Annotated in this window: 24 protein-coding genes and 1 other RNA gene; 12 read left to right on the forward strand and 13 right to left on the reverse strand. The window is 58.5% G+C overall.

Translation table 11 applies throughout. The annotated features are described in order from the left end of the window. Nucleotides 1–179: 179 nt before the first annotated feature. The 8 genes from ACVWXE_RS01660 to ACVWXE_RS01695 all read left to right on the forward strand — a co-directional run bounded on the left by ACVWXE_RS01660 (nt 180) and on the right by ACVWXE_RS01695 (nt 5381). Nucleotides 180–488: a carbon dioxide-concentrating mechanism protein CcmK gene (locus tag ACVWXE_RS01660; RefSeq protein WP_011430450.1), complete on the forward strand. Its 309-nt coding sequence runs from the start codon at nt 180–182 to the stop codon at nt 486–488. Between the two features lie 71 nt (nt 489–559). Continuing rightward, a complete protein-coding gene (locus ACVWXE_RS01665; RefSeq protein ID WP_011433395.1) occupies nt 560–901 on the forward strand; it encodes a carbon dioxide-concentrating mechanism protein CcmK in 342 nt (113 codons plus the stop codon). After that, entirely contained in the window at nt 901–1200 is a 300-nt protein-coding gene (locus ACVWXE_RS01670) for a EutN/CcmL family microcompartment protein (protein WP_011433394.1), read from the forward strand. The genes ACVWXE_RS01665 and ACVWXE_RS01670 overlap by 1 nt, the downstream gene beginning before the upstream one ends. 71 nt (nt 1201–1271) lie before the next feature. Next, the gene (locus ACVWXE_RS01675) at nt 1272–3233 is read left to right on the forward strand and encodes a ribulose bisphosphate carboxylase small subunit (protein ID WP_457489423.1); all 1962 of its coding nucleotides are present in this window, start codon (nt 1272–1274) and stop codon (nt 3231–3233) included. Between the two features lie 66 nt (nt 3234–3299). Next, nucleotides 3300–3983, forward strand: a complete 684-nt coding sequence (locus ACVWXE_RS01680; RefSeq protein WP_457489424.1) for a hypothetical protein — start codon at nt 3300–3302, stop codon at nt 3981–3983. A gap of 32 nt (nt 3984–4015) precedes the next feature. Further along, complete coding sequence (locus ACVWXE_RS01685) at nt 4016–4732, forward strand: carbon dioxide-concentrating mechanism protein CcmK (RefSeq protein ID WP_457489425.1); 717 nt, start codon at nt 4016–4018, stop codon at nt 4730–4732. Nucleotides 4733–4804: 72 nt separating this feature from the next. Beyond that, an RNA gene (gene ffs / locus ACVWXE_RS01690) (signal recognition particle sRNA small type) lies at nt 4805–4902 on the forward strand. Nucleotides 4903–4964: 62 nt separating this feature from the next. After that, complete coding sequence (locus ACVWXE_RS01695) at nt 4965–5381, forward strand: hypothetical protein (RefSeq protein ID WP_457489426.1); 417 nt, start codon at nt 4965–4967, stop codon at nt 5379–5381. Nucleotides 5382–5583: 202 nt separating this feature from the next. Here the strand turns inward: ACVWXE_RS01695 and serS are convergent, their stop codons facing one another. From serS to ACVWXE_RS01715, 4 genes are all read right to left on the reverse strand, one after another. After that, entirely contained in the window at nt 5584–6891 is a 1308-nt protein-coding gene (gene serS, locus ACVWXE_RS01700) for a serine--tRNA ligase (RefSeq protein ID WP_457489427.1), read from the reverse strand. A 34-nt stretch (nt 6892–6925) separates the two neighbouring features. After that, nucleotides 6926–7918, reverse strand: coding sequence for a ketol-acid reductoisomerase (gene ilvC, locus ACVWXE_RS01705; RefSeq protein WP_414419087.1), 993 nt, complete (start codon nt 7916–7918; stop codon nt 6926–6928). A 63-nt stretch (nt 7919–7981) separates the two neighbouring features. After that, entirely contained in the window at nt 7982–9463 is a 1482-nt protein-coding gene (locus ACVWXE_RS01710) for a glycosyltransferase (protein WP_457489428.1), read from the reverse strand. A 187-nt stretch (nt 9464–9650) separates the two neighbouring features. Further along, nucleotides 9651–10112: a YlqD family protein gene (locus ACVWXE_RS01715; RefSeq protein WP_011433386.1), complete on the reverse strand. Its 462-nt coding sequence runs from the start codon at nt 10110–10112 to the stop codon at nt 9651–9653. 278 nt (nt 10113–10390) lie between these two features. On the opposite strand from ACVWXE_RS01715, the gene hemC reads away from it, so the two are divergent. Continuing rightward, nucleotides 10391–11377: a hydroxymethylbilane synthase gene (gene hemC, locus ACVWXE_RS01720; protein WP_457489429.1), complete on the forward strand. Its 987-nt coding sequence runs from the start codon at nt 10391–10393 to the stop codon at nt 11375–11377. Nucleotides 11378–11542: 165 nt separating this feature from the next. Here the strand turns inward: hemC and ACVWXE_RS01725 are convergent, their stop codons facing one another. The 9 genes from ACVWXE_RS01725 to ACVWXE_RS01765 form a co-directional block, all read right to left on the reverse strand. After that, nucleotides 11543–13033, reverse strand: a complete 1491-nt coding sequence (locus ACVWXE_RS01725) for a DUF2157 domain-containing protein (protein WP_457489430.1) — start codon at nt 13031–13033, stop codon at nt 11543–11545. 17 nt (nt 13034–13050) lie between these two features. Next, the gene (purC, locus tag ACVWXE_RS01730; RefSeq protein ID WP_457489431.1) at nt 13051–13797 is read right to left on the reverse strand and encodes a phosphoribosylaminoimidazolesuccinocarboxamide synthase; all 747 of its coding nucleotides are present in this window, start codon (nt 13795–13797) and stop codon (nt 13051–13053) included. Between the two features lie 10 nt (nt 13798–13807). Further along, nucleotides 13808–15367: a sugar transferase gene (locus ACVWXE_RS01735; protein ID WP_457394055.1), complete on the reverse strand. Its 1560-nt coding sequence runs from the start codon at nt 15365–15367 to the stop codon at nt 13808–13810. A 353-nt stretch (nt 15368–15720) separates the two neighbouring features. Then, nucleotides 15721–16458 (reverse strand): class I SAM-dependent methyltransferase, encoded by a 738-nt coding sequence (locus ACVWXE_RS01740; protein ID WP_457385233.1) that lies wholly within the window; start codon nt 16456–16458, stop codon nt 15721–15723. 77 nt (nt 16459–16535) lie between these two features. Then, nucleotides 16536–17378: an FAD-dependent thymidylate synthase gene (locus tag ACVWXE_RS01745; protein ID WP_457404393.1), complete on the reverse strand. Its 843-nt coding sequence runs from the start codon at nt 17376–17378 to the stop codon at nt 16536–16538. Nucleotides 17379–17593: 215 nt separating this feature from the next. Beyond that, on the reverse strand, nt 17594–18352 hold the full coding sequence (locus ACVWXE_RS01750) for a DUF4397 domain-containing protein (protein WP_457385229.1): 759 nt from the start codon (nt 18350–18352) through the stop codon (nt 17594–17596). A 209-nt stretch (nt 18353–18561) separates the two neighbouring features. Beyond that, nucleotides 18562–19881 (reverse strand): bifunctional sterol desaturase/short chain dehydrogenase, encoded by a 1320-nt coding sequence (locus ACVWXE_RS01755; RefSeq protein WP_457489453.1) that lies wholly within the window; start codon nt 19879–19881, stop codon nt 18562–18564. A 145-nt stretch (nt 19882–20026) separates the two neighbouring features. Beyond that, nucleotides 20027–20596, reverse strand: coding sequence for a DUF192 domain-containing protein (locus ACVWXE_RS01760; protein WP_457404395.1), 570 nt, complete (start codon nt 20594–20596; stop codon nt 20027–20029). A gap of 27 nt (nt 20597–20623) precedes the next feature. Further along, complete coding sequence (locus ACVWXE_RS01765; RefSeq protein ID WP_457489432.1) at nt 20624–20800, reverse strand: hypothetical protein; 177 nt, start codon at nt 20798–20800, stop codon at nt 20624–20626. Nucleotides 20801–20821: 21 nt separating this feature from the next. On the opposite strand from ACVWXE_RS01765, the gene ACVWXE_RS01770 reads away from it, so the two are divergent. From ACVWXE_RS01770 to ACVWXE_RS01780, 3 genes are all read left to right on the forward strand, one after another. Beyond that, nucleotides 20822–22132 (forward strand): serpin family protein, encoded by a 1311-nt coding sequence (locus ACVWXE_RS01770; protein WP_457489433.1) that lies wholly within the window; start codon nt 20822–20824, stop codon nt 22130–22132. A 112-nt stretch (nt 22133–22244) separates the two neighbouring features. Further along, complete coding sequence (locus ACVWXE_RS01775; RefSeq protein WP_414350202.1) at nt 22245–22859, forward strand: Uma2 family endonuclease; 615 nt, start codon at nt 22245–22247, stop codon at nt 22857–22859. A gap of 93 nt (nt 22860–22952) precedes the next feature. Beyond that, nucleotides 22953–23540 (forward strand): hypothetical protein, encoded by a 588-nt coding sequence (locus ACVWXE_RS01780; protein ID WP_457489434.1) that lies wholly within the window; start codon nt 22953–22955, stop codon nt 23538–23540. The last annotated feature ends 55 nt before the right edge of the window (nt 23541–23595 follow it).

Consider the following 23595-nt stretch of genomic DNA (forward strand, 5'->3'; position numbering starts at 1 on the left):
TCTGGTGGCTGGGGTAGGTGTCGCCGGGAAAAGCTGTCAATCGAGATTTGGGCAGAGGATCTCTCTGATGAAATCGAAAGGAGATTGCATGAGCGAACCCAATAAGCGAGATCAATTTGCCTTGTTGCTGGGTTCGACAGCGTTCAGGAACTGAGTGTGTTCAAAAGTGGAGAGTTGATATGCCTATTGCAGTTGGAATGATCGAAACCCGCGGGTTCCCGGCAGTGGTAGAAGCTGCCGACGCCATGGTCAAAGCAGCCCGCGTTACCCTGGTGGGTTACGAGAAAATCGGCAGCGGTCGGGTCACCGTGATCGTGCGGGGGGATGTCTCGGAGGTGCAAGCCTCGGTGGCTGCCGGTTTGGAGTCTGCCAAGCGGGTGAGCGGGGGTGAGATTCTCTCCCACCACATCATTGCCCGTCCCCACGAGAACCTGGAGTTTGTGTTGCCCATCCGCTATACCGAGGCGGTAGAGCAGTTCCGCACCTAGTCCCCACTTCAGTAAAGTTCGCACCCCAGAAAGTTCGCACCCCACTTTCACTTTCAGCGTAAGGAGTACCTATGGCTATTGCAGTTGGAATGATCGAAACCCTGGGCTTCCCGGCAGTGGTAGAAGCTGCCGACGCCATGGTCAAGGCAGCCCGCGTTACCCTGGTGGGTTACGAGAAAATCAGCAGCGGTCGGGTCACCGTGATCGTGCGGGGGGATGTCTCGGAGGTGCAAGCCTCGGTGGCTGCCGGCATTGACTCGGTGAAGCGGGTGAACGGCGGCCAGTTGTTGTCTTGGCACATTATCGCCCGTCCCCACGAGAACCTGGAGTACGTGTTGCCCATTCGCTACACCGAGGATGTGGCTCAGTTCCGCGAAGGGGTAAATGCCATCCGTCCCTTCACCCGTCCCTGATGCGTATTGCCATTGTGCGGGGCACCGTCACCAGCACTCAAAAGGATCCCAGCTTGACGGGCGTGAAGTTTTTGTTGGTGCAGTACGTCGATCTCGAGGGCCAGCCGCAACCCGATTACGCTGTGGCTGCCGATCCGGTGGGGGCCGGCATTGACGAGTGGGTGCTGGTTAGCCAAGGCAGTGCCGCTCGCCAGCCGCAAGGAAACCAGACTCGCCCGCTGGATGCGGTGGTGATGGCGATTATCGATACGGTCAGCGTTGGCGGTCGCTCTCTCTACAACAAGCGCGATCAACGCTAGCTGGGATCCCTTCCCTTCTCATCTCTCTTGCTGCCCTTGTCCGCCCTACTGCGTTCTAGAGGCTCACGGTTATGCCTGCTCACACCTATGCTGCACCGCCAACGCCCTGGTCTCGCCGACTGGCGGAGCCCAAGATCGATCCCACAGCCTACGTGCATTCTTTCTCCAACCTCATTGGGGATGTGCGGGTGGAAGCGGAGGTGCTGATCGCCCCGGGAACTTCCATTCGCGCTGACGAGGGATCCCCCTTCCACATTGGCGCCAGATCCAACATTCAGGATGGGGTGGTCATCCACGGCCTGGAACAGGGGCGGGTGATAGGAGAAGACGGCCAACCCTACTCCGTTTGGATCGGCAGAAACACTTCCATTGCCCACATGGCTCTGATCCACGGGCCGGCCTACGTGGGCAACGACTGCTTTATTGGCTTCCGCTCGACGGTGTTCAACGCTCGGGTTGGGGATGGCTGCATCATCATGTTGCATTGCCTGATCCAGGATGTGGAGATCCCCCCAGGCAAGTATGTGCCTTCTGGATCCATCATCACCACCCAGGCCGAGGCCGACCGGCTGCCCGACGTCCAGGATAGCGATGCCAAGTTTGCCCAACACGTGATCGGCATCAACCAAGCCCTGCGAGAGGGCTACCAGTGCAGCGAAAACCTCGTCTGTATCGCTCCCATCCGCAACGAACTGCAGCGCACCTCTAACTCAACGGCTACGGAGACGGCACCCATGACTCATTCTTCCCATCGCGGCAATGGCCGGAACGGCGGCGGATCCCCTCTCAAGCCGGAGGTGGTGGAGCAAATTCGCGCCCTGCTGGCCCAAGGCTATCGCGTGGGGCTGGAATATGCCGATGCTCGCCGCTTCAAAACCTCTTCCTGGCAAAGCGAAAGCCCAATCACCAGCACCCACGAGGCGGAGGTGGTGCAGTCATTGGGGGCCATCCTGGCAGAACACCAAGGGGAATATGTGCGCCTGCTGGGGATCGATCCCAAGGCTAAACGGCGGGTGCTGGAGCAGATCATCCAAACCCCCGATGGGCCGGCGCTGGTCTCTGGGATGCCCAGCCGCGTCTCGGCAGCCGCTGCTCCGGGTTCTGGGGCGGTCGGCTCTCGCTCTGGCTCAGGGCTGGAGGAGGAGATCCGGACTTTGTTGGCGCAGGGGTATCGCGTTGGCCTGGAGGTGGCCGATGCCCGCCGCTACCGCACCTCTTCTTGGCAGACCTTAGGCAATTTGAGCGGTCAGCCGCAGGAGATCCTGGCCGCTGTTCAGGCTGCCCTAGCAGAGCACCAGGGAGAATATGTGCGCCTGCTGGGGATCGATCCCAAAGGCAAACGGCGGGTGCTGGAGAAGGTCATTCAAACCCCGCAAGGCCAGGTGAGCAGCAGTCCTGCGGGAACCGGCGTGGTGGCAGATACGGCTCCTGCGGCAGGGGGCAGTGCCGGCCTGGATCTGGAGGTGCAGGAGGAGGTGCATCGGCTGCTGGCCCAAGGCTACCGCATTGGCTACGAATATGCCGACGAGCGCCGCTTCAAAACCTCTTCCTGGCAGAGTGGGCCGGCCATTCGCGCCACCCGCGGGCCAGAGGTGTTGGCTAAGCTGACGGCTGCCCTGGCGGAGCACCAGGGAGAATATGTGCGCCTGCTGGGGATCGATCCCAAAGGCAAACGGCGGGTCTATGAGCGCATCATCCAAACCCCTAGCGTAAAATCTGCTGCTGCTGCCGCGGCTCCTGCTTCTGCCCCCAAGGGATCCCCTTCTGGCACCCGCCTCAATGCCGAGGTGGTGGCTCAGGTGCAGCAGTTGCTCAGCCAAGGCTACCGCATCGGCACCGAACATGCGGACAAGCGCCGTTTTCGCACCTCTTCTTGGCAAAGCTGTAGCCCCATCGAGGCCACCCAAGTGCCGCAAGTGGTGGCAGCTCTGGAAGCCTGTCTGGAGGAACATCGCGGCGAATACGTCCGCCTGCTGGGTATTGACCCAAAAGCCAAACGGCGAGTGCTGGAGCAGATCATCCAAACCCCTTGAGGGATCCCAGCTTTTTTTGACCTCTGTTGGTTCAAGCCCAACCCCCCAGCGATGAGGAGCACTTTGTTGGCCTCTACTTTGCCCAACTCCATGACGCTCCGCGCCTTGCCTGGCCAGAACGACGAAACTCGCTATTTTGTCAGTGGTGAGGTACAGGTGGAAGCCGGGGCGGGGATTGGGGCAGGGGTGCTGCTGCGGGCCAACCCCGGCTGTCGAATTCACATCGGGCGCGGCGCGTGTATCGGCATGGGATCCGTTCTGCACGCCTGTGGGGGATCCCTCATCGTGGAGGCGGGAGCAACCTTGGGAATGGGGGTGCTGGTGATCGGGCAGGGCACCATCGGCAAAAACGCCTGCATCGGCTCAGAAACCACAGTGCTGAATTGTTCGGTGCTCAGCCAAGCAGTCATTCCCCCCGGCTCGCTGCTCGGGGATCCCACCTATGGTTTCGATCTCCAGGAGGCGGGCGGCAGCAAGCCCATCCCGGCAGAGCCCTCGCCGGCGGCAGTGGAAATGGCTCCAGAGATGTCGCCTGAGCCGTCTCCCCCACCCAGTTCTCCGGTGGCCAATGTTGAAAAGCAAACCCGCCGTTGGCAGGAAGCTGCCGAGCAAACCCAAGAAAAGTCCGGTTCCCCAAGGACCAAAACGCGCAACCTCAACGGGATCCCTGGCCATTCGGAATTGGATCGCCTCTTGAGCAAGATTTATCCCTATCGACAGGTGCTCTCCTCTGGGGATGGCCGGCTCTAATGGCTAAACTGGCATGAGTGGTTAGGATGCCGATGTCAACCTCTCTGGGCCTGATTCAGACGCGCAGCTTTCCGGTCATTGTGCGCATTGCTGACGCCATGACCAAATCGGCAGGCGTGACGCTGATCGGCTTTGAGAAAACCTCGGGGGGCTACTGCACAGCCATTGTGCGGGGGGGAATTGCCGATGTGCGCATTGCCATTGAGGAGGGCATTGAGCTGGCCCGCCAGTTTGACCAAGAGGAGATCTCCAGTTTGGTGATCCCGCGCCCCCTGCCCAACTTGGAAGTGGTACTGCCGATTAGCAGCAAGCTGTCTCAACTGGCGCAAAACCGCGGCTATAGCCGCCTCAGCAACTTGGCCGTGGGCCTGCTGGAAACTCGCGGCTTCCCGGCGATGGTGGGGGCTGCCGATGTCATGCTCAAAACGGCGGATGTCCAACTGGCGGCCTATGAAACCATCGGGGATGGTTTGTGTACGGCCATTATTCGCGGCACGGTAGCCAACGTGGCCATTGCCATCGATGCCGGCATGTACGAAGCAGAGCGCATTGGGGAATTGCACGCGGTGGCAGTGATCCCCCGCCCTCTGGACGAACTGGAGCAAGCGCTGCCCGTGGCCAGTTGTTTTGTTGCTCAACCGGTTACCCTGCCGGTAACCCTTCCTCAAGTTCAGGAACAGGAGGTGCAGCGCAGCGATACAGCCGTAGAGCGGATCCCTGTTTATCTGCAGCCGCCTGAAACTCCCTAGCCCCCTGAGAAACCCATCTGTTGCCCAAGAAAGCCGAGCAGGGCAGAGGGGAAAAATGCTAGGCTACTGGAAGACCTGGGTCCGTGCAGCTCCGACGCCCAAACCGTGTCAGGATCGGAAGATAGCAGCACCACGGGATGCTCTGAGCAGGCGCGTCAACCCGGGTCGCCCTTTGCAGCCCTACTTCTCTCTGCTGGGTTCTCTCCTCCTTGCCCTAGCAGCGCATTACACTATGTCCGAAACAGACAATCCCCTCGCCAACTGGGCTCAAAAAGCCTTTTACTTCGGCATGGGTTTGGCGGCTGTGGCGGCGGATAATGCTGCCAAGGTGGCCAGCAAAGCGAGTATCCGTCTGATGGAGTTGCGCAAGCAGGCGCAAGCTTTGGTGGACGAGCTGGTGGAGCGGGGGGCGATGACCGCTGAAGAGGCGCGGGCTTACATGGATGCCATCGCCGCCAACGCCAACCGCAAGGGAGAAGACAGACAAACTGCCGGTCCCCGCAAGATCACCATCGACGACATTAGCAATGCCGAGGGCGAGGCAGGCACGGCCATCGAACTTTCAGAAGCGGCCCGTTTGCGCCAGAAGATCGCCGAATTGCAAGCTGAGTTGGATCGCATCAAGGGCAAATCCCAAGCGAAAGGATAGCCCAATAGGAAAATGGATTTGAAGACTACCTGTATGTGAGACTATGTGAGACGTCTCCCTGAGGCGTCAGGGATCCTCATCCTTGTAGAGCGAGGAGCAGGTCAAGCTGATTCATTTCCAAACTGCAGAAAAGATAAGGGCGTCTGCCGGGTGGGCAGGAGCGTCTCAATCGAGTCTCAATCAAACTGGGTTGAGTTTGAGCTCAGGCAGCAGGAATGAGGATCCCGTCTTCCGAGAGAAACCGGGAGCTGAGAAAGGGACGCAGCGCCTTGGGAATGCGAATCGAGCCATCCGGCTGTTGGTGATTTTCCAGCAGGGCAGCCAGAGAGCGCCCCACCGCCAAGCCAGATCCGTTCAGGGTGTGGACAAACTGGGTGCCTTTCTGGCCGGCTTCTTTGTAGCGCAGGTTGGCACGGCGGGCCTGAAAGTCCCAGCAGTTGGAGCAACTGGAGATCTCGCGGTATTGATTTTGGGAGGGGAACCACACCTCCAAGTCAAAGCAGCGGGCTGCCGCAAAGCCCAAATCGCCGCTACACAGCTCCACCACCCGGTAGGGCAGCTCCAGCATCTGTAAGATGGCCTCGGCATCCTGCACCAGCTTCTCGTGTTCGGCTTCCGATTGATCTGGGCGAGTGACCTTGACCAGCTCCACTTTTTGAAACTGGTGCAACCGGATCAGCCCCTTGGTGTCGCGGCCATAGCTGCCCGCCTCGCGGCGAAAACATGGGGTGTAAGCACAGAAGTAGAGAGGAAGAGACTCTGCAGGGATCATCTCATCCCGGTACAGGTTGGTGAGGGGAACTTCCGCGGTCGGGATCAGCCACAGGTCGTCATCAGCACAGCGAAAACTATCTTCGGCGAACTTGGGCAATTGCCCCGTCCCCTGTAAAGCAGCGCTGTTGACCAAAAAGGGCGGGATCACCTCGGTGTAGCCGGCTGCAATGTGGCGCTCCAGCATCATGGCAATCAAGGCCCGTTCCAGGGCCGCGCCCGCCCCTACCATAGCCACAAAGCGGCTTTGGGCCACTTTGACCGCACGGCCAATCTCCAGCAACCCCAGTTTTTCGGCAATCTCGTCATGGGGAAGGACAGGATGGGCCGGCTTTAGCTCCTCACCCCAGCGGCGCACCTCTACATTGTCGGCCTCATCTCGGCCAACCGGCACGCTGGGCAGGGGCAAATTGGGCAGGGTAAGCAGCCGAGCACGAATCTCCTCTTCCAGCTCCCGTTCCTGCTGCTCCAGTTGGGCAATCTCGGCCTTGAGATCCACCCCCCGCTGCCGCAGGGCCGCCACTTCGGGGCCTTGGGGATCCGCCCCCTGGCGGATGATCTCGCCGACTTTTTTGCCGAGGCTGTTGCTTTCGGCCTGCAGGGATCCCTTGCGGGCCTCCAACTGCCGCCGCTCCCGATCCAACTGCAGGATCCCGTCCAGATCGACTGTGGCCCGGCGGTTTTGCAGGGCTTGGCGTACCTGTTCAGGGCGATCCCGCAGCAGCTTCAGATCCAGCACAGAGATGGTCTACCCTCAGCTCCAGATATCCGACCTATTTCTTTAGCCAGCTAAACATGGCCCGCAGCTCCCTGCCCACCTGTTCAATGGGGTGTTCGGCCTCGCGGCGCCGCATCGCAGTAAACCCTGGCTTGCCGGCCTGATTTTCCAAGACAAATTCACGGGCAAATTGGCCGCTTTGAATCTCGGCGAGGATGCGTTTCATCTCGGCGCGGGTTTGCTCCGTGATGATGCGGGGGCCACGGGTGTAGTCGCCGTATTCTGCCGTGTTGGAGATGCTGTGGCGCATTTTCTCCAAGCCCCCCTCGACAATGAGATCCACGATCAGCTTCACCTCGTGCAGGCACTCGAAGTAGGCCAGTTCCGGCTGGTAGCCCGCTTCCACCAAGGTTTCAAACCCCGCTTTGATCAGAGCCGTCAGCCCACCGCAGAGCACCACCTGCTCGCCAAAGAGGTCGGTTTCGGTCTCTTCCCGGAAGGTGGTTTCCAAAATGCCGGCCCGCGTGCCACCGATGGCTTTGGCATAGGCCATGGCCCGCTCCCGTGCCATTCCCGAGGCATCTTGATAGACGGCAAACAGGCAGGGCACCCCTTCCCCCGCTTGGTAGGTGCGCCGCACCAAGTGCCCAGGGCCTTTGGGGGCAACCATGATGACATCCACGTCTGCCGGCGGCTGGATCTGCCCGAAGTGAATGTTGAAGCCGTGGGCAAAGAGGAGCACGTTCCCCGGCTGCAGGTGGGGACGGATTTCGCCCTGGAAAACGGCCTTTTGCACTTCATCGGGCAGCAAAACCATTACCCAATCGGCGGCAGCGGCAGCATCCGCCACCGTTTTGACCATTAAGCCGTCTTGCTCGGCTTTGGGCCAGGAAGGGCTGCCAGGGTAAAGGCCAACGATGACCTGGACACCGCTATCGCGCAAATTGAGGGCGTGGGCGTGGCCTTGGCTGCCATAGCCGATGATGGCAACGGTTTTATCGGCCAAAGGCTCCAGGTTGGCGTCGGTGTCGTAGTAGAGGCGGGCCATGGTCGAGCAGGGCGTGAGCAGGTGCTTGACTAGGATAGCAGGATTGGATCCAACTTGCTGACCTCAAGCGCCGTGATGAACAGTTTTCACCCACTTTAGGCGCTTGGGCTGTACACACATGCGAGCAGTTGTGGCGATCATAACCGGCAGCCAGTGGAGCATGTAGACCAAGCCCAGGGCGGTGTGCCACCAAAGTCGCCGTCCGCGCAAGCCCTCCACCTGGCGTAGCCCCCGGTAAAAGGCCACCGTCAAGCAGCCCATCACCAGCGCGTTCAAGGGGAGCAGCACCGAGGAGTGGCCCGCCAACAGCACCCAGAGGGTGTCGGGAACCAAGGCCATCGGCAGCAAGTACTGAGAAATAAAGAAGGCCCAGAGATCTACTGTTTTGGCCATCCCCATGCGGCGACCGAGGATCCCTGGCCAGTAGTCGAGATAGCGCTGGTAGCCCCCTTCCGCCCAGCGGCAGCGCTGGTGCCAGAGACTTTTCCAAGAGGTGACCCCTTCTTCGACGATGGCCGGCTCCGTCAGAAAGGCGATATCTACGCCCGCCAGGTGCAGCTTGAAGGTGAGATCCAGGTCGTCAGTGAGGGTGCTCTCATTCCAGCCGCCGCACTTTTCCAAGACATCTCGCCGCACCAGTTGGCCATTGCCACGTAGCTCGCCAATGCCCCTCACGGCCACGCGCTGCTGCTGAAAATAAGCGTCGGAGGCCATTTCCGCCACCTGCCCCAAAGTCCAGAAGTTGACCTTGGGGTTGCTCAGGGCCTTGCGCACCTGTACAGCCCCTACCATCCGTCTGCCAAAACGGCTGCGCAGGCTGCTCACTTGAACAAACAAGGGTAGAGTGCGGGCAAGAAAATCCGAGGGCACCACAGCATCGGCATCGCAGACCAGGATGATCTCCCCTTGAGTCAGGGGCAGTACCTCGTTGAGGGCACCGGACTTGCCCCCGCCCCGCCCCGGCTGCCGCCGGTAAACCCGCAGATGGGGGATCCGCTTTTGGGCTTCCCGCAGAACTTCAGGGGTGGCATCGCTGCTGTTGTCGTCGATGGCCCACAGCTCCAGATGGCTGGTGGGGTAACGGAGCTGGGTCAAGCTGTGCAACAGCCGTGGGAGCACTGCGCTCTCATTCTTGGCTGGGATCAACACAGCCACACGGGGCAAGGCCAGCCCGCCCAACTCAGAAAGCCCGCTCTGCCCATCCCGTTGCATCGGCAGGACAGAGTCATTGTTGTTAGGGTCATCGCTGTTATCTGTTGACCTGGGATCCCGGCGGGTCGCAGCGGCAGGAGGAAGTCTCAGAGGGGGCAGGGAGGTCGCCGGTTGCAGGCGAAATAAGCGGCTAATGTGGATCACCATGAACGTGGCCAAACCAACGGTGATCCAACGAGCTGTCGGCACCACATGCATCAGGCTGACCAACCCCCACACCATGGCCAGGACCAGCAGAGCCTTGAGACGGCGGCGTTGGGCCGAGGTGAGCAGCCAATCGGGAAGATAAAGATCCTCAAGAGGCTCCGGCTCTGACCAGACGAACTCAGACATGGGAATCCTCCCCCGGGCGGCAATGTTACCCAACCTCGCCAGCCTGTGCGAGCGTTAACCCAAAGGCTGTTAAGAGGTTGTTACCTATTGTCACCCATTGTGTTGGCGAAACGGAGTTCTCGAGAACCTACAGGCGAGAAAAATTGGGGATCCCGACTGCCGCTTCTCCGGCAAGGGGGTGAGCGGCCTAGGGGTTACCGCGAATCTCTTTGATCACCCCATCTTCCAGAAGGATCTCGACCTGCATTTTCTGGATCAGGTTGTCTCCTTTTTGGACTCGGAAGAAGCTCTCCACATTGCCCTGCAGCACTTCTTGGTTAAGCTCCAGGGTGCTCAGTTGGTTGATCTGCTGCAACAATTGGTTTTTCTGATCCAAGAGGCGGATTTTCTGCTCGTTCACGCGGCTTTTCACCGCTTCCACCTGTTGGAGCACTTGGGGGCTGTTGGGGTTGGGGCTCTGTTTCTCCAGTTCGGCAATAGCCCGCTTGCCCTGAAACTCCAGCTGTTGCATCTGAGCATCGGTGGCTTCGATCTGCCGCTCCAATTGCTCCTGCATTTCCTTTTTCCAAAGGGGTGTGACCACCACCTTAACGGGAATGTTGCGTTTGAGCAGTAATTGAGTGCCGTTGCTGACGTTGTTTTCTTCCATAAGACTCATCCAGGCAGACGACCAACCAAACCAGGGGCTTGTGCCCATTGTAGAAAGCTCCCCTCAAAAGCTCTGGGGTTGGGGAAGAGGAGCTTGACAGACCGGATCCTCCCCCGCCGAGCCGGAGAATCCATCTACTTATCCTACCGGCTGGGATCCCTGCGGTAAAGTCTTGATTTCGGGAAACTGCAATTTTGGTTAAGGATCTTAAAGGCCGCCGCCTTGCCCTGGCACAGATTCGGCTAGCGTGAGAGACAGTGTTCTTTTTTGCGGCAGCCATGAGCGAACGGGCCTCGACCCCTTCCAAGCCCTCTGCTGGGATCACCAAGCCGGTGCGGATTGCCTCTCGAAAAAGCGAGTTGGCTTTGGTGCAGACCCAGTGGGTGATGGGTCAGTTGCAAGAACACCATCCGGGATTACCTCTGGAGCTCAACACTCTCTCCACCCAGGGAGACATCATCCTGGATGTGGCACTGGCCAAAATTGGGGACAAAGGTCTTTTTACCAAGGAATTGGAAGTTAGCCTGCTCAACGGCAGCAGCGACTTGGCGGTACACAGCCTTAAAGACTTACCCACCCGCCTGCCGGAGGGCTTGGTGTTGGGGGCGATCACGCGGCGGGAGGATCCCCTGGATGCTTTGGTGGTGGGGGAAAAGTTCCGGGATTACCGACTGGCCACCCTGCCAGAGGGGACGGTGATCGGCACTTCATCGCTGCGGCGACTGGCCCAACTGCGCCATGCCTTTCCCCACTTGCACTTTAAGGATGTGCGGGGCAACCTCAACACCCGCCTGGCTAAGCTGGAGAGGGGAGAGTACGATGGCCTGATTTTGGCAGTGGCCGGGTTGAAGCGCCTGGGCAAAGCCGACCGGATCCACGAGGTGTTGGATCCCAGCGTGTCTCTGTACGCGGTTGGGCAGGGATCCCTGGGAATCGAGTGCCGGCAGGGAGATGAGCGGATTCTGGAGCTTATCCGACCCTTGGCCGATGCGGAGGCCACAGCCCGCTGCTTGGCAGAGCGAGCTTTCCTGCGGGCTTTGGAAGGAGGGTGTCAAGTGCCCATTGGCGTTCACAGCCAAGTCCAAGGGGAGGCGCTGCACCTAACCGGTATGGTGGCCGACCTGGATGGCCGGCGGCTCATCCGCGACAGCCAAATGGGATCCGTAGCCGACCCGGAAGCGGTGGGGGTAGCTTTGGCAGAAAAGCTAAAACGGCAGGGGGCCGACGAGATTTTGCAGGCCATTTTTGCCCAGGCCCGCCGTTAGGCTTTCCTACTTTTTCTGAGTAGGCTTTGAGAACTTCAGCTAGGGTCAGCTGAAGAAAAGGGGGAACAATGAAGTCCCCCCTACGTGAATTGCACTCAAATGGGAAATTCGCATTCGCAGCTGCTTGATCATGTAGCGGGGCTTGGCTTCCTAGAAGGGCAAGAATTAGAGACGGGAGAAAATCCGCCGCTCAAATTTCAGCCCCAGCCAGATTACCCCGATCCCACAGGCCACCAACACCGCCGACTTGGCCAACAGGCCGGTTGGGTACTCGAAAAAGCGGGTCAGCACCACCAGGGTTAGCCCCAACAGTCCCTGCCAGAAGCGCCCCCGCCGCCCTTGCTGTAGCCCTTCCCAGCAGAGCACTGCTGACAGCCCCAGCAACAGCAGAGTTACTATCCAGTGGGCAAAGAAGCCAAAGGCCAACCCATCCGTTGAGTTGGGAGAGAGGAGGCTGCTCACCCCCACCAGAAGCCCCAAGCCAAGCAGAGAGACCAAAACGGTGGCATCCTCGAGCCAAACCCCAATGGGCTGGGATCTCTTCTCCTGCCAACCCTGCCACCAGCCCCAGCCCGTCAGCAGCAGCAACCCCACTGCCGACAAGCTCGCCCAGGGATCCCCAACGTTCCAGAGGGGATCCTCGGAAAGATCGACCCACGTCCCGACAAAGCTCCAGACATAGAGCAGGACACCCAGCCCCAGCAGAGCCAAGTTCTGGGCTGTCGGGGCCAAATCCAAGCCTTGCTCCAGCTCGCCGGGAAGCTCTGGATCCCTTCCTTCAGTTAAAACCCGGCTTAGCCAAGGCTTATGGCGTTGGTGCCAGAGAGCCAGCCCCCACACAACTGCAACACCAAGCAGATGCAAAAGGGTTAAACCTTGGAAAGAGCTGCCCAAACGCTCGGCTAACCCTTGCAACGCCAGGCCAAAGTTCACCACGGCCAGGGCAAAAACCCAGCGAGAGCAACACCAATAGGCCAGAGGAACCAGCAGGCCCAGGGTCAACCAAGGATAGAGGAAGTTGACAGTCCCCCAATCCACGAAGTCGGCTACCATCCCCAAGCCCAGCAGAAGGCAGGCCAGTACACCACTGGGGCTGTGACGCAAGCCGTAGGCCATGGCCAAACCGCCCATCCCCCAGGCCCAAAACAGGCCTGCCGCGGATCCGCCAAGCTGAACCCACTGCGCCATCAGGCCAATACAGGCTCCCAGGGTCAGTTCACCGGCTATCAGCAGGGCGCTGCCCAGCCGTCGGGATCCCTGCTGCCAAACCTGGAAGCCAGCCACCTGCAGCCCTACCATGAGGGCCAAGCACCCCCAGGCTCTTGCCCAGCGGGGAATGGCAGCCCAGTTGGCCGCCACAAAGGAGATCACCCCTAGGCCCACCAGAACTGCGCCAAACAGTAGCAGCACCAAGACAAAACGGCTGCCGGCCGCTCGGGGCAAGCTATCCAGTTGGTAGTACTCCCACAGCCGATCCCGCTGCTCAGGTTCAATCAACCCCTGCTCCACCCAGGCATCCAGCAGGTTGGCCAGTTGGCGGCGGAAACGCTCGCCGGGGTAGGGGGGGCGGGGAGAGGTCATGGCGGGATCCCGACAAGCGAAAGGAGGCTCGGGCGTTAAAGGAGTGGGATCGCTGAGGCGATTATAGTCCCTCACCCCTGGCTCCTCTCCCTCTAGGAGAGAAGGAATTGGGATCCCACTGCCTGAAGCACCCGCTGCAACACCTCTTGATAGCCAGCCACCGGATCCCCCAGATCAAAGCGAAAGAGATCTTTATCCAGCACCCGCGGCTCAGATCCCCCCCGATCCCAAAGACGGCAGGTATCGGGGCTAATCTCGTCGGCTAGCAGGATCTCTCCCTTCTCGTCCAGGCCAAACTCCAGCTTAAAGTCCACCAACTCTAGGCGGCAGCTTCGCCAGAAAGCCTGCAGATGGTTGTTGATGGCCAAAGCCAGGGATCCCAAGCGCTCCACCTGCTCCGGCGTGGCCAACTGCAATAGGCGGATGTGATCTGGGGTCACCAAGGGATCCCCCAAGGCATCGTTTTTGTAATAGAACTCCACCAGCGGCGGCTGGATAGGAAGCCCCTGCTCCAGGCCCAGGCGCTTGCAGAGGCTGCCGGCGGTGCGGTTGCGCACCACCACTTCCAAAGGCAGGATGTGCAAGGCTCGCACCTGCATCTCGGTGGGGCCGGTCTGGGCCAAGAAATGGTTGGGGATCCCTTGCTGCGCCAGGTAGGCAAACACATGGCTGGAGACGGTGCAATTCACCTCTCCCTTGCCGGCGATGGATCCCCGCTTTTGGGCGTTGAAGGCGGTGGCGTCGTCTTTGTATTGGCAAAGATAAACCCTGGGATCGGCAGTGCGGTAGATGCGCTTGGCCTTGCCCTCGTAGAGCAGCTCTTGGGGGGAGAATGGCATACGCTAACCCCTAGTATCCGGCCAGCCGTCCGCGGATCCCTTGCCAGAAGGTGATGGCCAGGATGCGCAGATCCAGCCACAGCGACCAGTTTTGCACATAGTAGAGATCATACTGGGTGCGGCGGGCAATGCTGGTATCTCCCCGCAGGCCGTGGATCTGGGCCCAGCCGGTGAGGCCACTTTTTACCAAATGCCGATCCGGATACTTGGGGATCTCCTGGCTAAACTGCTCGACAAAGTAGGGCCGCTCTGGGCGGGGGCCCACTAGGCTCATTTCCCCTTTCAGGACGTTCCACAGTTGGGGCAGCTCGTCCAGGTTGGTGCGGCGCAAAAAGGCTCCTATCTTGGTTCGGCGCGGATCCCCGGGGCGCGTCCAGCCCGGCTGGCCGGCTGCCTCAGCATCCACTCGCATGGTGCGGAACTTGGCAATCCAAAAGCGACGCCCGTCCAAGCTCACCCGCTCTTGCCAATACAGAATGGGGCCAGGACTGCTGCAGGCTACCAGCAGGGCAATAATCAAAAACAGAGGGCTAAGCAAGATCAGGCCCAGGGAAGCTCCTAGGATGTCTACAGCTCGCTTGAGGAACCGGTTGTGGGCGTAGCGCAAAGGGGGCTGACGCAGAGTTAGCAGCGGGATCCCGTCGAGAGACTGCAGGCTGAAGTTCACCGTTAAAAAACTTAAGATATCCGGCACCAAGCGCACCTGCACCGACAATGTTTGCAAACTGAGCAACAGAGGAGCAGTTGCCAGCTCCGGTTGCCCAAACCACACCTCCTGCACTTCTGGGTGGGCTTGCAGATAGGCAATCAAATGGACCAGATCCAGACGCTCAAGAGCCGACCAGGAAGGCTCAAGCTGACTGCACAAGCAGGAGAGGGTTCCTCGGGATGAGCCGGACAGAGTCCTGTCGGCAGACTCAACCCCGCCAGAGGTAGGGCGGGCGGTGTTTAGTACTGGATATGAATCTTGACAGGGATCCCCATTTTGAGATGGGGGATCTTCCTCAAAAGAGCCTTGCCCCACGCCTGCCCAGGCGACTACCTGGAAGCCCAACTGCGGGGATCGCTGCAATCGCTCCAACACTTCCGCCAACACCGACCAGGATCCCACCCAGATGACCTGCCGCCGACCGTAGCCCCTAGAGCACAACCAGCCCATGCCCAGCCGCAACCCCACCCGTACCAAAGTCAAACTCAGCAGAGCCAACAAGCCGGCGTAGCCCACCACCAGCCGCGACAAAGAGACCGAGCGAACGAAAAAGGCCCCTGCCAGCACCAAACCAAACGTCAATCCCAACCCCACCAGCAAACTGGCCCATTCTTCAAAGCGAGACAAGCGCTTCGACTCACCGTATCCGCCTAAGCCCGCCTGAATGCCCCAATAACTGAGGGCGGTCAACAATCCCAAGGCCGCGTAGACATCCCAAGGCAAGAGCTGATGAGGACGCAAGCTGCGCAGCCAGTAGCCCGCCCCAAAGGCCAACCAAATACAAAGGCCATCCCCGAAACAGGCCAAGGGCACCCACAAACGATGCAGATCCAGACGAGTTTTATAGCCGCGTTCGGCCAAGGGTTATCTCCTTCGGCATCAAGACTGTTGACAATCTTACAGAAAAGATTGTGCATCTGAGGCTATTGGACAAGATCAGTGTTGACCAAAACTTGAATGGGTAGCCCTCACCAGATAATTCTATTGACGGCCCTTCCCAGCTTCAAAGGACTTCATGCTACTGACACAAAATAAGTTCTTTAAGTAATTGGGATCCTCATCACGCAAGAGATAAAAATCCCTGTTGAGTGGGTTAAGTACCGTCGGAAAAGGCTGTTGTAGAAACTACCAGAATTGCAGACATTGGATGTCGAAACATGAGAGTTTAAGCAATGATCAAAGTGCAGTCTGAGAACAGCAATGATGACAGGATACTACGATTTCGTTGCCGGGCCGGCTACTGCCAGCAGAGATACACCAAAGGGCAGAGAAAACTTAGGTATCAGATAGGCTTCTGCAGCAAAAATACCCGTCAGCAGTCGATTGAGCCAAAGCGGCGGCATTTTCAGATCTTGGCTTTCCCTCAGGCGAAGCACTTTCTGCATTATGCGGATCCCTGAAATGATTGGGAAAAGAAAACTGTTGAAGAAAACAAGGGTATAAACTTCTAGACCTGAGCTTTTAAGCAACGACAAAAGTTGCCCGCGGGTATATCGTCTCTTGTGATGATTAAGCTCATCATGTAAACTCCACAGCCACGGATAAGCCGGAACAGTTACAACTAAGTAGCCAGATGGGGTTAACCTTTGACTGAGGGCTAGGAGAGCTTCTTTGTCATTCTCCAGATGCTCCAGCACATCCAGCAAAGCAATCAAATCAAATCGTTGAGAACCAAAGGGGATCCGGTTTGGCAACTCCCCCTCTGCCACGATCCCAATACCGCGAGCTTGGGCCAGCGGCAGTGCAATTTCACTCTTTTCCATAGCCCAAACTTTGCCAAATCTGGACAACATCTCCAGGTTGCCGCCGCTACCACAGCCAGCTTCCAAAATATAAGCAGAGGGGGGAAGCGGCAGGGATCCAATAACCCGACTCAGAATGTGACGGCGACCCAAAAACCACCAATGCCGGTCTTCCAAGCCTGCCATTTGCTCATAAGCTTCGGGATCCATACCCGTAACCCAACAAAAGATCAAAAACAGGATTAGCCGCAGAAGGGGTTAGCAGAGCATATCTATCTAAACTAAGTTTAGGGGGATAATCGAGCCTTTCCCCAGCGATGCTTACGATACCAGGCCGCCACGTGGGGACACCACGCTTCAAAGTGGGGCCAAATCAGTTCACACAGATGTTGAATTTCTCGTTGAGCATCTTCTTTGGCTCGTAAATCCAAAAAATGCATTAGACTACGGCAATTGAAAGAGACCACGAAGTGTTGTCGGATCCCGTAGCCAATGATGTTACGGGCATCTTCATAGGGCAATCCGCACTCTTCTACCAGGCGATAATAAGCAATGGCCTGGCTGCGATATTGCGCAAGAATGATATCCAAAGCTTCGGGGGAGATGGGCCTAAAGCCTTGGCGGGTTTTGGCCTTGCCCTCCTTGACGCTGGCAGGAACGTAAAACAAAGTTTCCAGCTCTTGCAAAGACAAGGAGGACTCCGTCCCGCCACTGTGCTCCGCATTGCTGACGCAACCGCAGCCGGTCTCGCCAACAGGAGCAGCAGTCTCGGTTGTGCTCCGCACCGCTGACGCGAACAAGAGCTTTTTGCCCAAATCGGCAATTTGCTGGCCTGTATATCGGAAGGATTGAACATCAAAAGAAATTCCCACCCGATGAGTACGGGCCTGTTGCATGACGGCGTGGGGAAAATAGCCCACCCCAAACGTGATCTGAGGATGCTCTAGAGGCCCATAGTGGCCACGGTTGCCCTCCAGCAAATGCCTCACCACGGCCTCTCCATACTTTTCCGGGATCCGGCTCTCTGGAGTGACAAAATCAGGGCTGTAATCCTGATGCATGGCCTGGTAGATGACCCGTTCTGGATCTGGGGTTTGATTCAGCACCACAACTTGAAACAAAGCATCCACAGGCTGCATCCCCTAGTGCTTCGCACCGCATGTTAGGATTCTGAGATCCTTGTAAGATCACATGTTAGGATTCTGAGATCCTTGTAAGATCATATTGGCAGCGGAGAACGCCAACGGCATTGGCTTGCTCCACCACAGAGCATATTCCCTATCTGCCCCCACCCTGAGGTATTCCTTAACTCAGTGTAAGGAGAAGAGAGACCGAAACACCTTGGCTATAGGAGCCTACGAGCTCGAGTTTCCTCTGCCAGCACCAGGCTTAGGGCCGGATTGCTGCGCAACAATCCCGCTACATAGAGGGTATAGACTTTCCCCGCCTCCAGCTGCAGGTCAAACCGTTGCAAGGGAATGCTCCGGCTGGGAGCCGACTGCACACTTGGCGCGGAGGCTGAAGGGGCTATGGCCACTTGAATTTGGGTAAAGCCGGGGCGCATAGCTTGAAAGGTGGATACTTGTCCAAACGCCAACTGGGGCAGCAGTACCCGCCCTTGCTCCCCTTGCCATTGCAGGGCCGGCGCATCAGGGGCAGCGTGGACAAACCGCACCAGGGCCTGATCAAACGGCGGATGGATGTTGTCCTCTAAGACCAGGGCTGTCATGCGATTCGGCTCATTGGCGGCCACCACCGAGAACACTCCCCCGCCCCTGAGATTGGCTACGGTTCTGGCCGCAACCGCAGAACTCGCAGGCTGGCCAGGGTTCTCAGGCGTTGAAAACAAAACAATGTCGTACTCGCCCGCCGGTATGCGCACGTACTCGCTCACCGAGCCATAGGCTATGCCCCGAGCAGCTCTCACCCCTCCCACCTCCAAGTCGATCCGAGGGGCATTGGGGGCCACATGCACCAAGCGCACTTGGACTTCAGAAACTCCCGCAGATGCCGAAGGCATCGGGATGGCACAGCCGGACAACAGCCCCGGCATCAACGACCCACTCACCACGCAGAGCACTGCGCCCACCCACCGTCGCACCATGTTCACGCTCACTCCTACTCCTCACACCCAACGCTCACCGGGGATCGAGCTGCTGTGTTCCGCCAAGCTAAGGGGCGCTCTCGCTCCCCAAGAGTTCGTATTGGCGCAAGGGATCCCACCCTGCTGACGCCAAGGAACCTGCTCTTGTCTTACTCCACTTTTGCGCCCAATGCCATAGAGCTATGGGACGGGTTGGGATCCGATCCCTTCTAAACCAAAGGGAACTCGCGGGACTTCGCCTCACCTGCAGCATCTGGGTTGGGGGCAGGGATCCCTGGCTGTTCGCGCTCGCGGGACGGAGTCCTTGGAGACCGACGGCTAAACAAGCGGAAATAAGTGCTCACAGCCAGCTCTTTGAGCGGGAAAAGCAAGTAGGTCAGGGGGTTGATGGTGACGATGATGTTGCGGCAGTCTCGTTTGGCCTGGGCCAAGATCTGAGCGGCCACCCAATCTCCCGACATAACCCCAATGGGATTGAGCTGGCTCTTGAAGGGGCCGAGGATGAGCTTGCGCACTGTGCAGGGAGCATCGAGGCGGCGCAGAGTAACCAGATCGCCTAGGGCCCGCTTGGAGAGCTCGTAGAGGGGACTGAAAGCAGGGCTAGCCTCAGCCTCTGAGGTGTTCACCCACACCTCTTTGGTGGCCATCTCAGGGTTGCCGCGCACCGTCTGGAAGAACAGCTCCATTAGGCGCCAACTGGAGAAAGTGTTGACGGCATAGGACTGGCGGACAGACTCGGGATCCCGTTGCCTGTGGACGTTCAGGCCGTGGTTGAGCACCAAGATATCCACCCGCTCCAGCAGCTCTGCCAGGGATCCCTCTTGCCCCACCTGCCAGCGAACGGTCTCCACCGGCTGGATCTGGCCGTCCACTTCGATGTGAACCGAATCCGACTGGGAGCTGAGGGCGATGACTTTGGCCCCCTGCTGGTGAAAATGCTTGAGCAAGGCCCGGCCCAGGGTGCCGGAGGCGCCGGTGACGGCTACTCGCTTGCCTTTCAAGGAGAGACTGGTGCCCATGAGCCGATCTACGAGAGTCAGGGTGCCGCAAAAATAGGCGTTGGTATCGTCGAAGTGGTGCCGCCAGTGGTAGGCGCGGTTGACATGCCATTGGCTGGGAGGAACGGGGAAAGGCCCCGGTCGGTGGGTGATATCGGTCTCCAGGGCCAGCCCGTAGCCGCGCAGCATGCCTGCCACCCAGAAACTGGCCGAGTAGACCACCCCCACCGCTGCCGCCAGGCCGTACAGCAGGGATCCCTGGCCCAATACCACCACCCAAGGGATCCCGGCCAGGATCATCGTCGCCGCTTCGGGAACGTCGTGGTGCCACTGGGATTCTCGGTACAGCTGTGCATCCACCACGCTAAGGTCGGGGCGGAACAGGCGGTGGTGCAGGATGTGTTTGGGCATCAGCCAGGGCCACCGGTGGGCCAGCCAATGGCGCACATCCCGCACGATCTCAGCCCAAAGGATGGAGGCTAGGGCGACAGCCCCCACCCCTATCCAATGACTCGCGCTGCCGACATCCATAGGCTCGCTCGCAGTAGCCAAACCAATCCTGAGCTCGCGGTCGCCTCTTTTATGGACTCAGTTGGCGACTCTCAAAAATCATCGCAAAAATTCTTCAAAAGATCATCTTCGAGCCCGTCTTCTTTGTCCCCAAGGGAGGTAGAAATCAAGGGGCTACGGGCTGAAGCTCTCGGATCTCGACCGGATCTCCAACGGCCAAACCCAAAGCAGCAGCCGTCCCGCCGCGGAACTCCAGCACACCGTCCACCAACTGGGAAGGAGGCGGCCCATAGGTGGGGCAGGGTTGGGCGGGGCAGCCGGGCACATCGGCGGCAATGTACACCACCTTGCCTTGGTGAAGGAAAATGATGTCCAGGTTGATCAGGGTGTTGAACATCCAAAAAGAAGCTGGCTGGGGCGGATCAAAGGGAAACCACATGCCCCGATCCGGCGGCAAATCGGTGCGAAACATCAGGCCCAAGCGCTGTTGCTCAGGGGTGCGGGCCACCTCTAGCTCAAAGCGTTGGCCGGCAAGGGTGACTTCGGCTTCAACCGGCAGTTGCTGGGGCTGCCCTATGGCTGGGGGGGATGGAGAGATGGCTTCGGTTACCTGAGTTTGTGAGGCGGGAGATCTCTCCGTGGCAGCAGTACATCCCAAGCCGGATCCCAGGAGCAGTAGAGCCAGGCCCAAGGCGACTCTGCACCCTTTTGGAACGTGTATCGTGAACAGAACCATGTGGCACTCTCCTGTGCAGGCTTCATCCTATCGCGCCAGACGCTGCTGCCGCGACTTGGCCAACCGGATGCAGAAAGTTCCCCTCTGGGAGGGCCTTGCCAATTCTTGCTTGCCGGAAGCGGCCTGTGCTTTTCCCCCTTGAGCGCAGCCGGAATGGCGGCCCTGGGCAAGAGCAGCCCGCAACCGACCCGATAGCATAGCCATAGACTCTGCCAGGAGAGCCCTATGAAAGACCTGTTCAATCGATCCTTGGTGAGCCGGATCCCTCTTCTGGCTCTGCTGGGTTTACTGAGCCTGGGCCTCTGGCCCACTCACGGGATGGGATCCCGTTCACAGGAAACCCCGGTGCGGATTCCCTTTGAGCCAACGGTGACCTATGGGGAAGGGTATGGGGAAAAGACCGTGGCCCAACAAGCCCAAAGCCGCTTTGCGCTGAAACTGTTTGATCACCTGCTCCGTCAGCAGCCCCAAGAGAACCTCTTTTTCTCCCCCTTGAGCATCCGCCTGGCCCTGAGCATGCTCTACAACGGCGCCTCTGGGGAGACCCAAACGGCAATGGCCGAGGTGCTGGAGGCACAGGACCTTTCCCTCAATGAGTTGAACTGGAGCAATGCCCAAATGGTGGGCTGGCTGGCGGAGGGATCCCCGGCAGGAGGGCCAGTCCAGGTGCAAATGGCCAACGGCCTCTGGGTGGATCAAACCCTCACCTTACAGCCCCAGTTTTTGCAGGCTTTGGCCACCTACTACCAAGCGGTGGTGAATCGGGTGAATTTGGGATCCCGGCAAACGGTGAACCAGATCAACGGCTGGGTGGCAGAGCACACCCAGGGCAAGATCAACCGCATTGTGGATCGCCTCAGCCGCGAGGATTTGATGGTTTTGCTCAATGCCATCTACTTCAAAGGCGAGTGGACTCAGCCCTTCGATCCGGAGCGCACCCAAACTCAGCCCTTTACTCGGTTGGATGGCCGCCGCGTCCGAGTACCCATGATGGTTCAATCCGGTCGTTACGACTACCTGGAAACCGAGCAGTTGCAGGTGGTGAGCCTGCCCTACGGGGAAGGAGAACTGGAAATGCTGATCCTGCTGCCCAAGAAGGGAGTGAAGCTGGAATCGCTGCGGGCAGAGCTGAGCCCGGAAACTTGGCAAGAATGGACGGGATCCCTGCGCCCCCGTGCAGGTTCGGTGCGGATCCCGAGATTTGAACTGGCTTATGAAACGGATCTCACTTCCGTTCTGCAGCGGTTGGGCCTGGGAGTTGCCTTTTCCAACCGAGCCGATTTCAGCCAGATGACCCCAGAGCCAGCGCGGATCAGCAGAGTCCTGCACAAAGCAGCAATTGAAGTGAACGAAGAGGGATCCGAGGCGGCAGCCGCTACTGGGGTGATCGTCTCCCGGACTGCTGTCGACCGGCAAGAGCCCTTTCAATTTGTGGCAGATCGGCCCTTCTGGTTTGCCATTGTGGCCTCCGGATCCGGCGGCAACCCAGCGGCCCAAACCGTGTTGTTCATGGGATCCCTAGTGGATCCTAAATAAGGGGATCCCTCAGGGCAGCTTGCTGACTTCTTACCGGGCGTGCAGATCGCTCTTCAGTGATGTGTTGACCCCAGACCGGCTCCCTTAGCTGTTTTTCATTGCAGAGGTCATGATGGTCGAGGTTTTGGAAAGAGAAAAATTGGCCGAGGCACCTGCTGATAGTTCTCCGGCAGCTTCTCGAAAAATTTGGACTGACGAAGAGTTTATGGCTTTACCGGAGGATGGCAATCGCTATGAGGTTGTGAACGGAGAACTGGTTACTGTGGGCTCGGCAGGCGCAAAGCATGGGTACTACGTAAGTTTGATTCATATCATTCTAGGCTCGTACGTTCGCAGTCAAAGGATTGGATTTACCTTCGATTCCGATACTTCCTTCAAAATGAAATCCGGTAATCGCCGCTCTCCGGATTGTTCTTTTTTTTCCAAAGAACGGCTGCAATCTCTGGGCGGGATCCCAAGGGGTTATATTGAGGGATCCCCAGACTTGGCTGTAGAAGTTCTCTCCGATGCCAACACCGTTGGAGAGATCCATGATAGGCTCGTTGAGTATTTTGAGAATGGATCCCGGCTGGTCTGGATCATTCATCCTGAAGAGAAATACGTTCTGGTCTATCGCCGGCCTGAGCCTGAAGCATTGAAGAAACCCGGCGACATCCTGGAAGGTGGAGAGGTGATCCCTGGATTTGCGCTGGATTTATCAGAGTTTTTTGCCGAGCCGGAGTTGTAGTTTTTCACCAACGCAATGTACGGATAAGACGCCTTCAGCACCTAGGGAAGAGCAACCCCTGTTAAGCTAGCCTAAGCAGTGGGATCCCATTTCATGGCATTGGTTTATCTGCAGGTTCTGGAGCGCAATCCCAAACGGCTGCGCATTGTCCTACAACGGTTCACTTCCCAGCAACTGGCTTGGCGGGCGGCAGGGGGCTTGGTGCTGCTAATTTTGGGATCCCAACTGTGGGCCCGTTCGCCGCTGTGGGGGTTGGTGGCTGTGGGGATGGGCCTGTGGGCTGGGATCCCTTGGGGGTTGGGGCAGATCCTGAATCTAGATTGCCAAAGCCAACGGGTGACCTTGACCCGGCTGGGTGGCCCTTGGGGCTTTTGGCGGCAGCAGGTGTTTTCTTATCCCTTGGCCCAGTTGCAAGGGGTGCGGGTACATCGGGTAGGCCAGGAGGTTTTGGACAACCAAGCTCAAGAGAGTTTCCAGGTCCAAAGCCAAGTGCGGCTGCAGTTTCACAGCGATCCTTCTAAACCGGAGCTGAACGAGGAGGTCATCGCCTGCTTTAGCAGCCAAGTCGGCATCAAAGGGGACGAACCAGAAGCTTTCGTGCTCTCTCAGCGGCTGGTGCGCTGGATTCAGAACTATCTATCCGAACACTCAGGAAACCTAAGAAACAACTCTTCACCCTGAAAGCCCCTTTTCAGGGGATACTATTTCTTTTCAGGGGACACTATTTCACGTTGGC

This window comes from Thermostichus sp. MS-CIW-41, assembly GCF_054058915.1.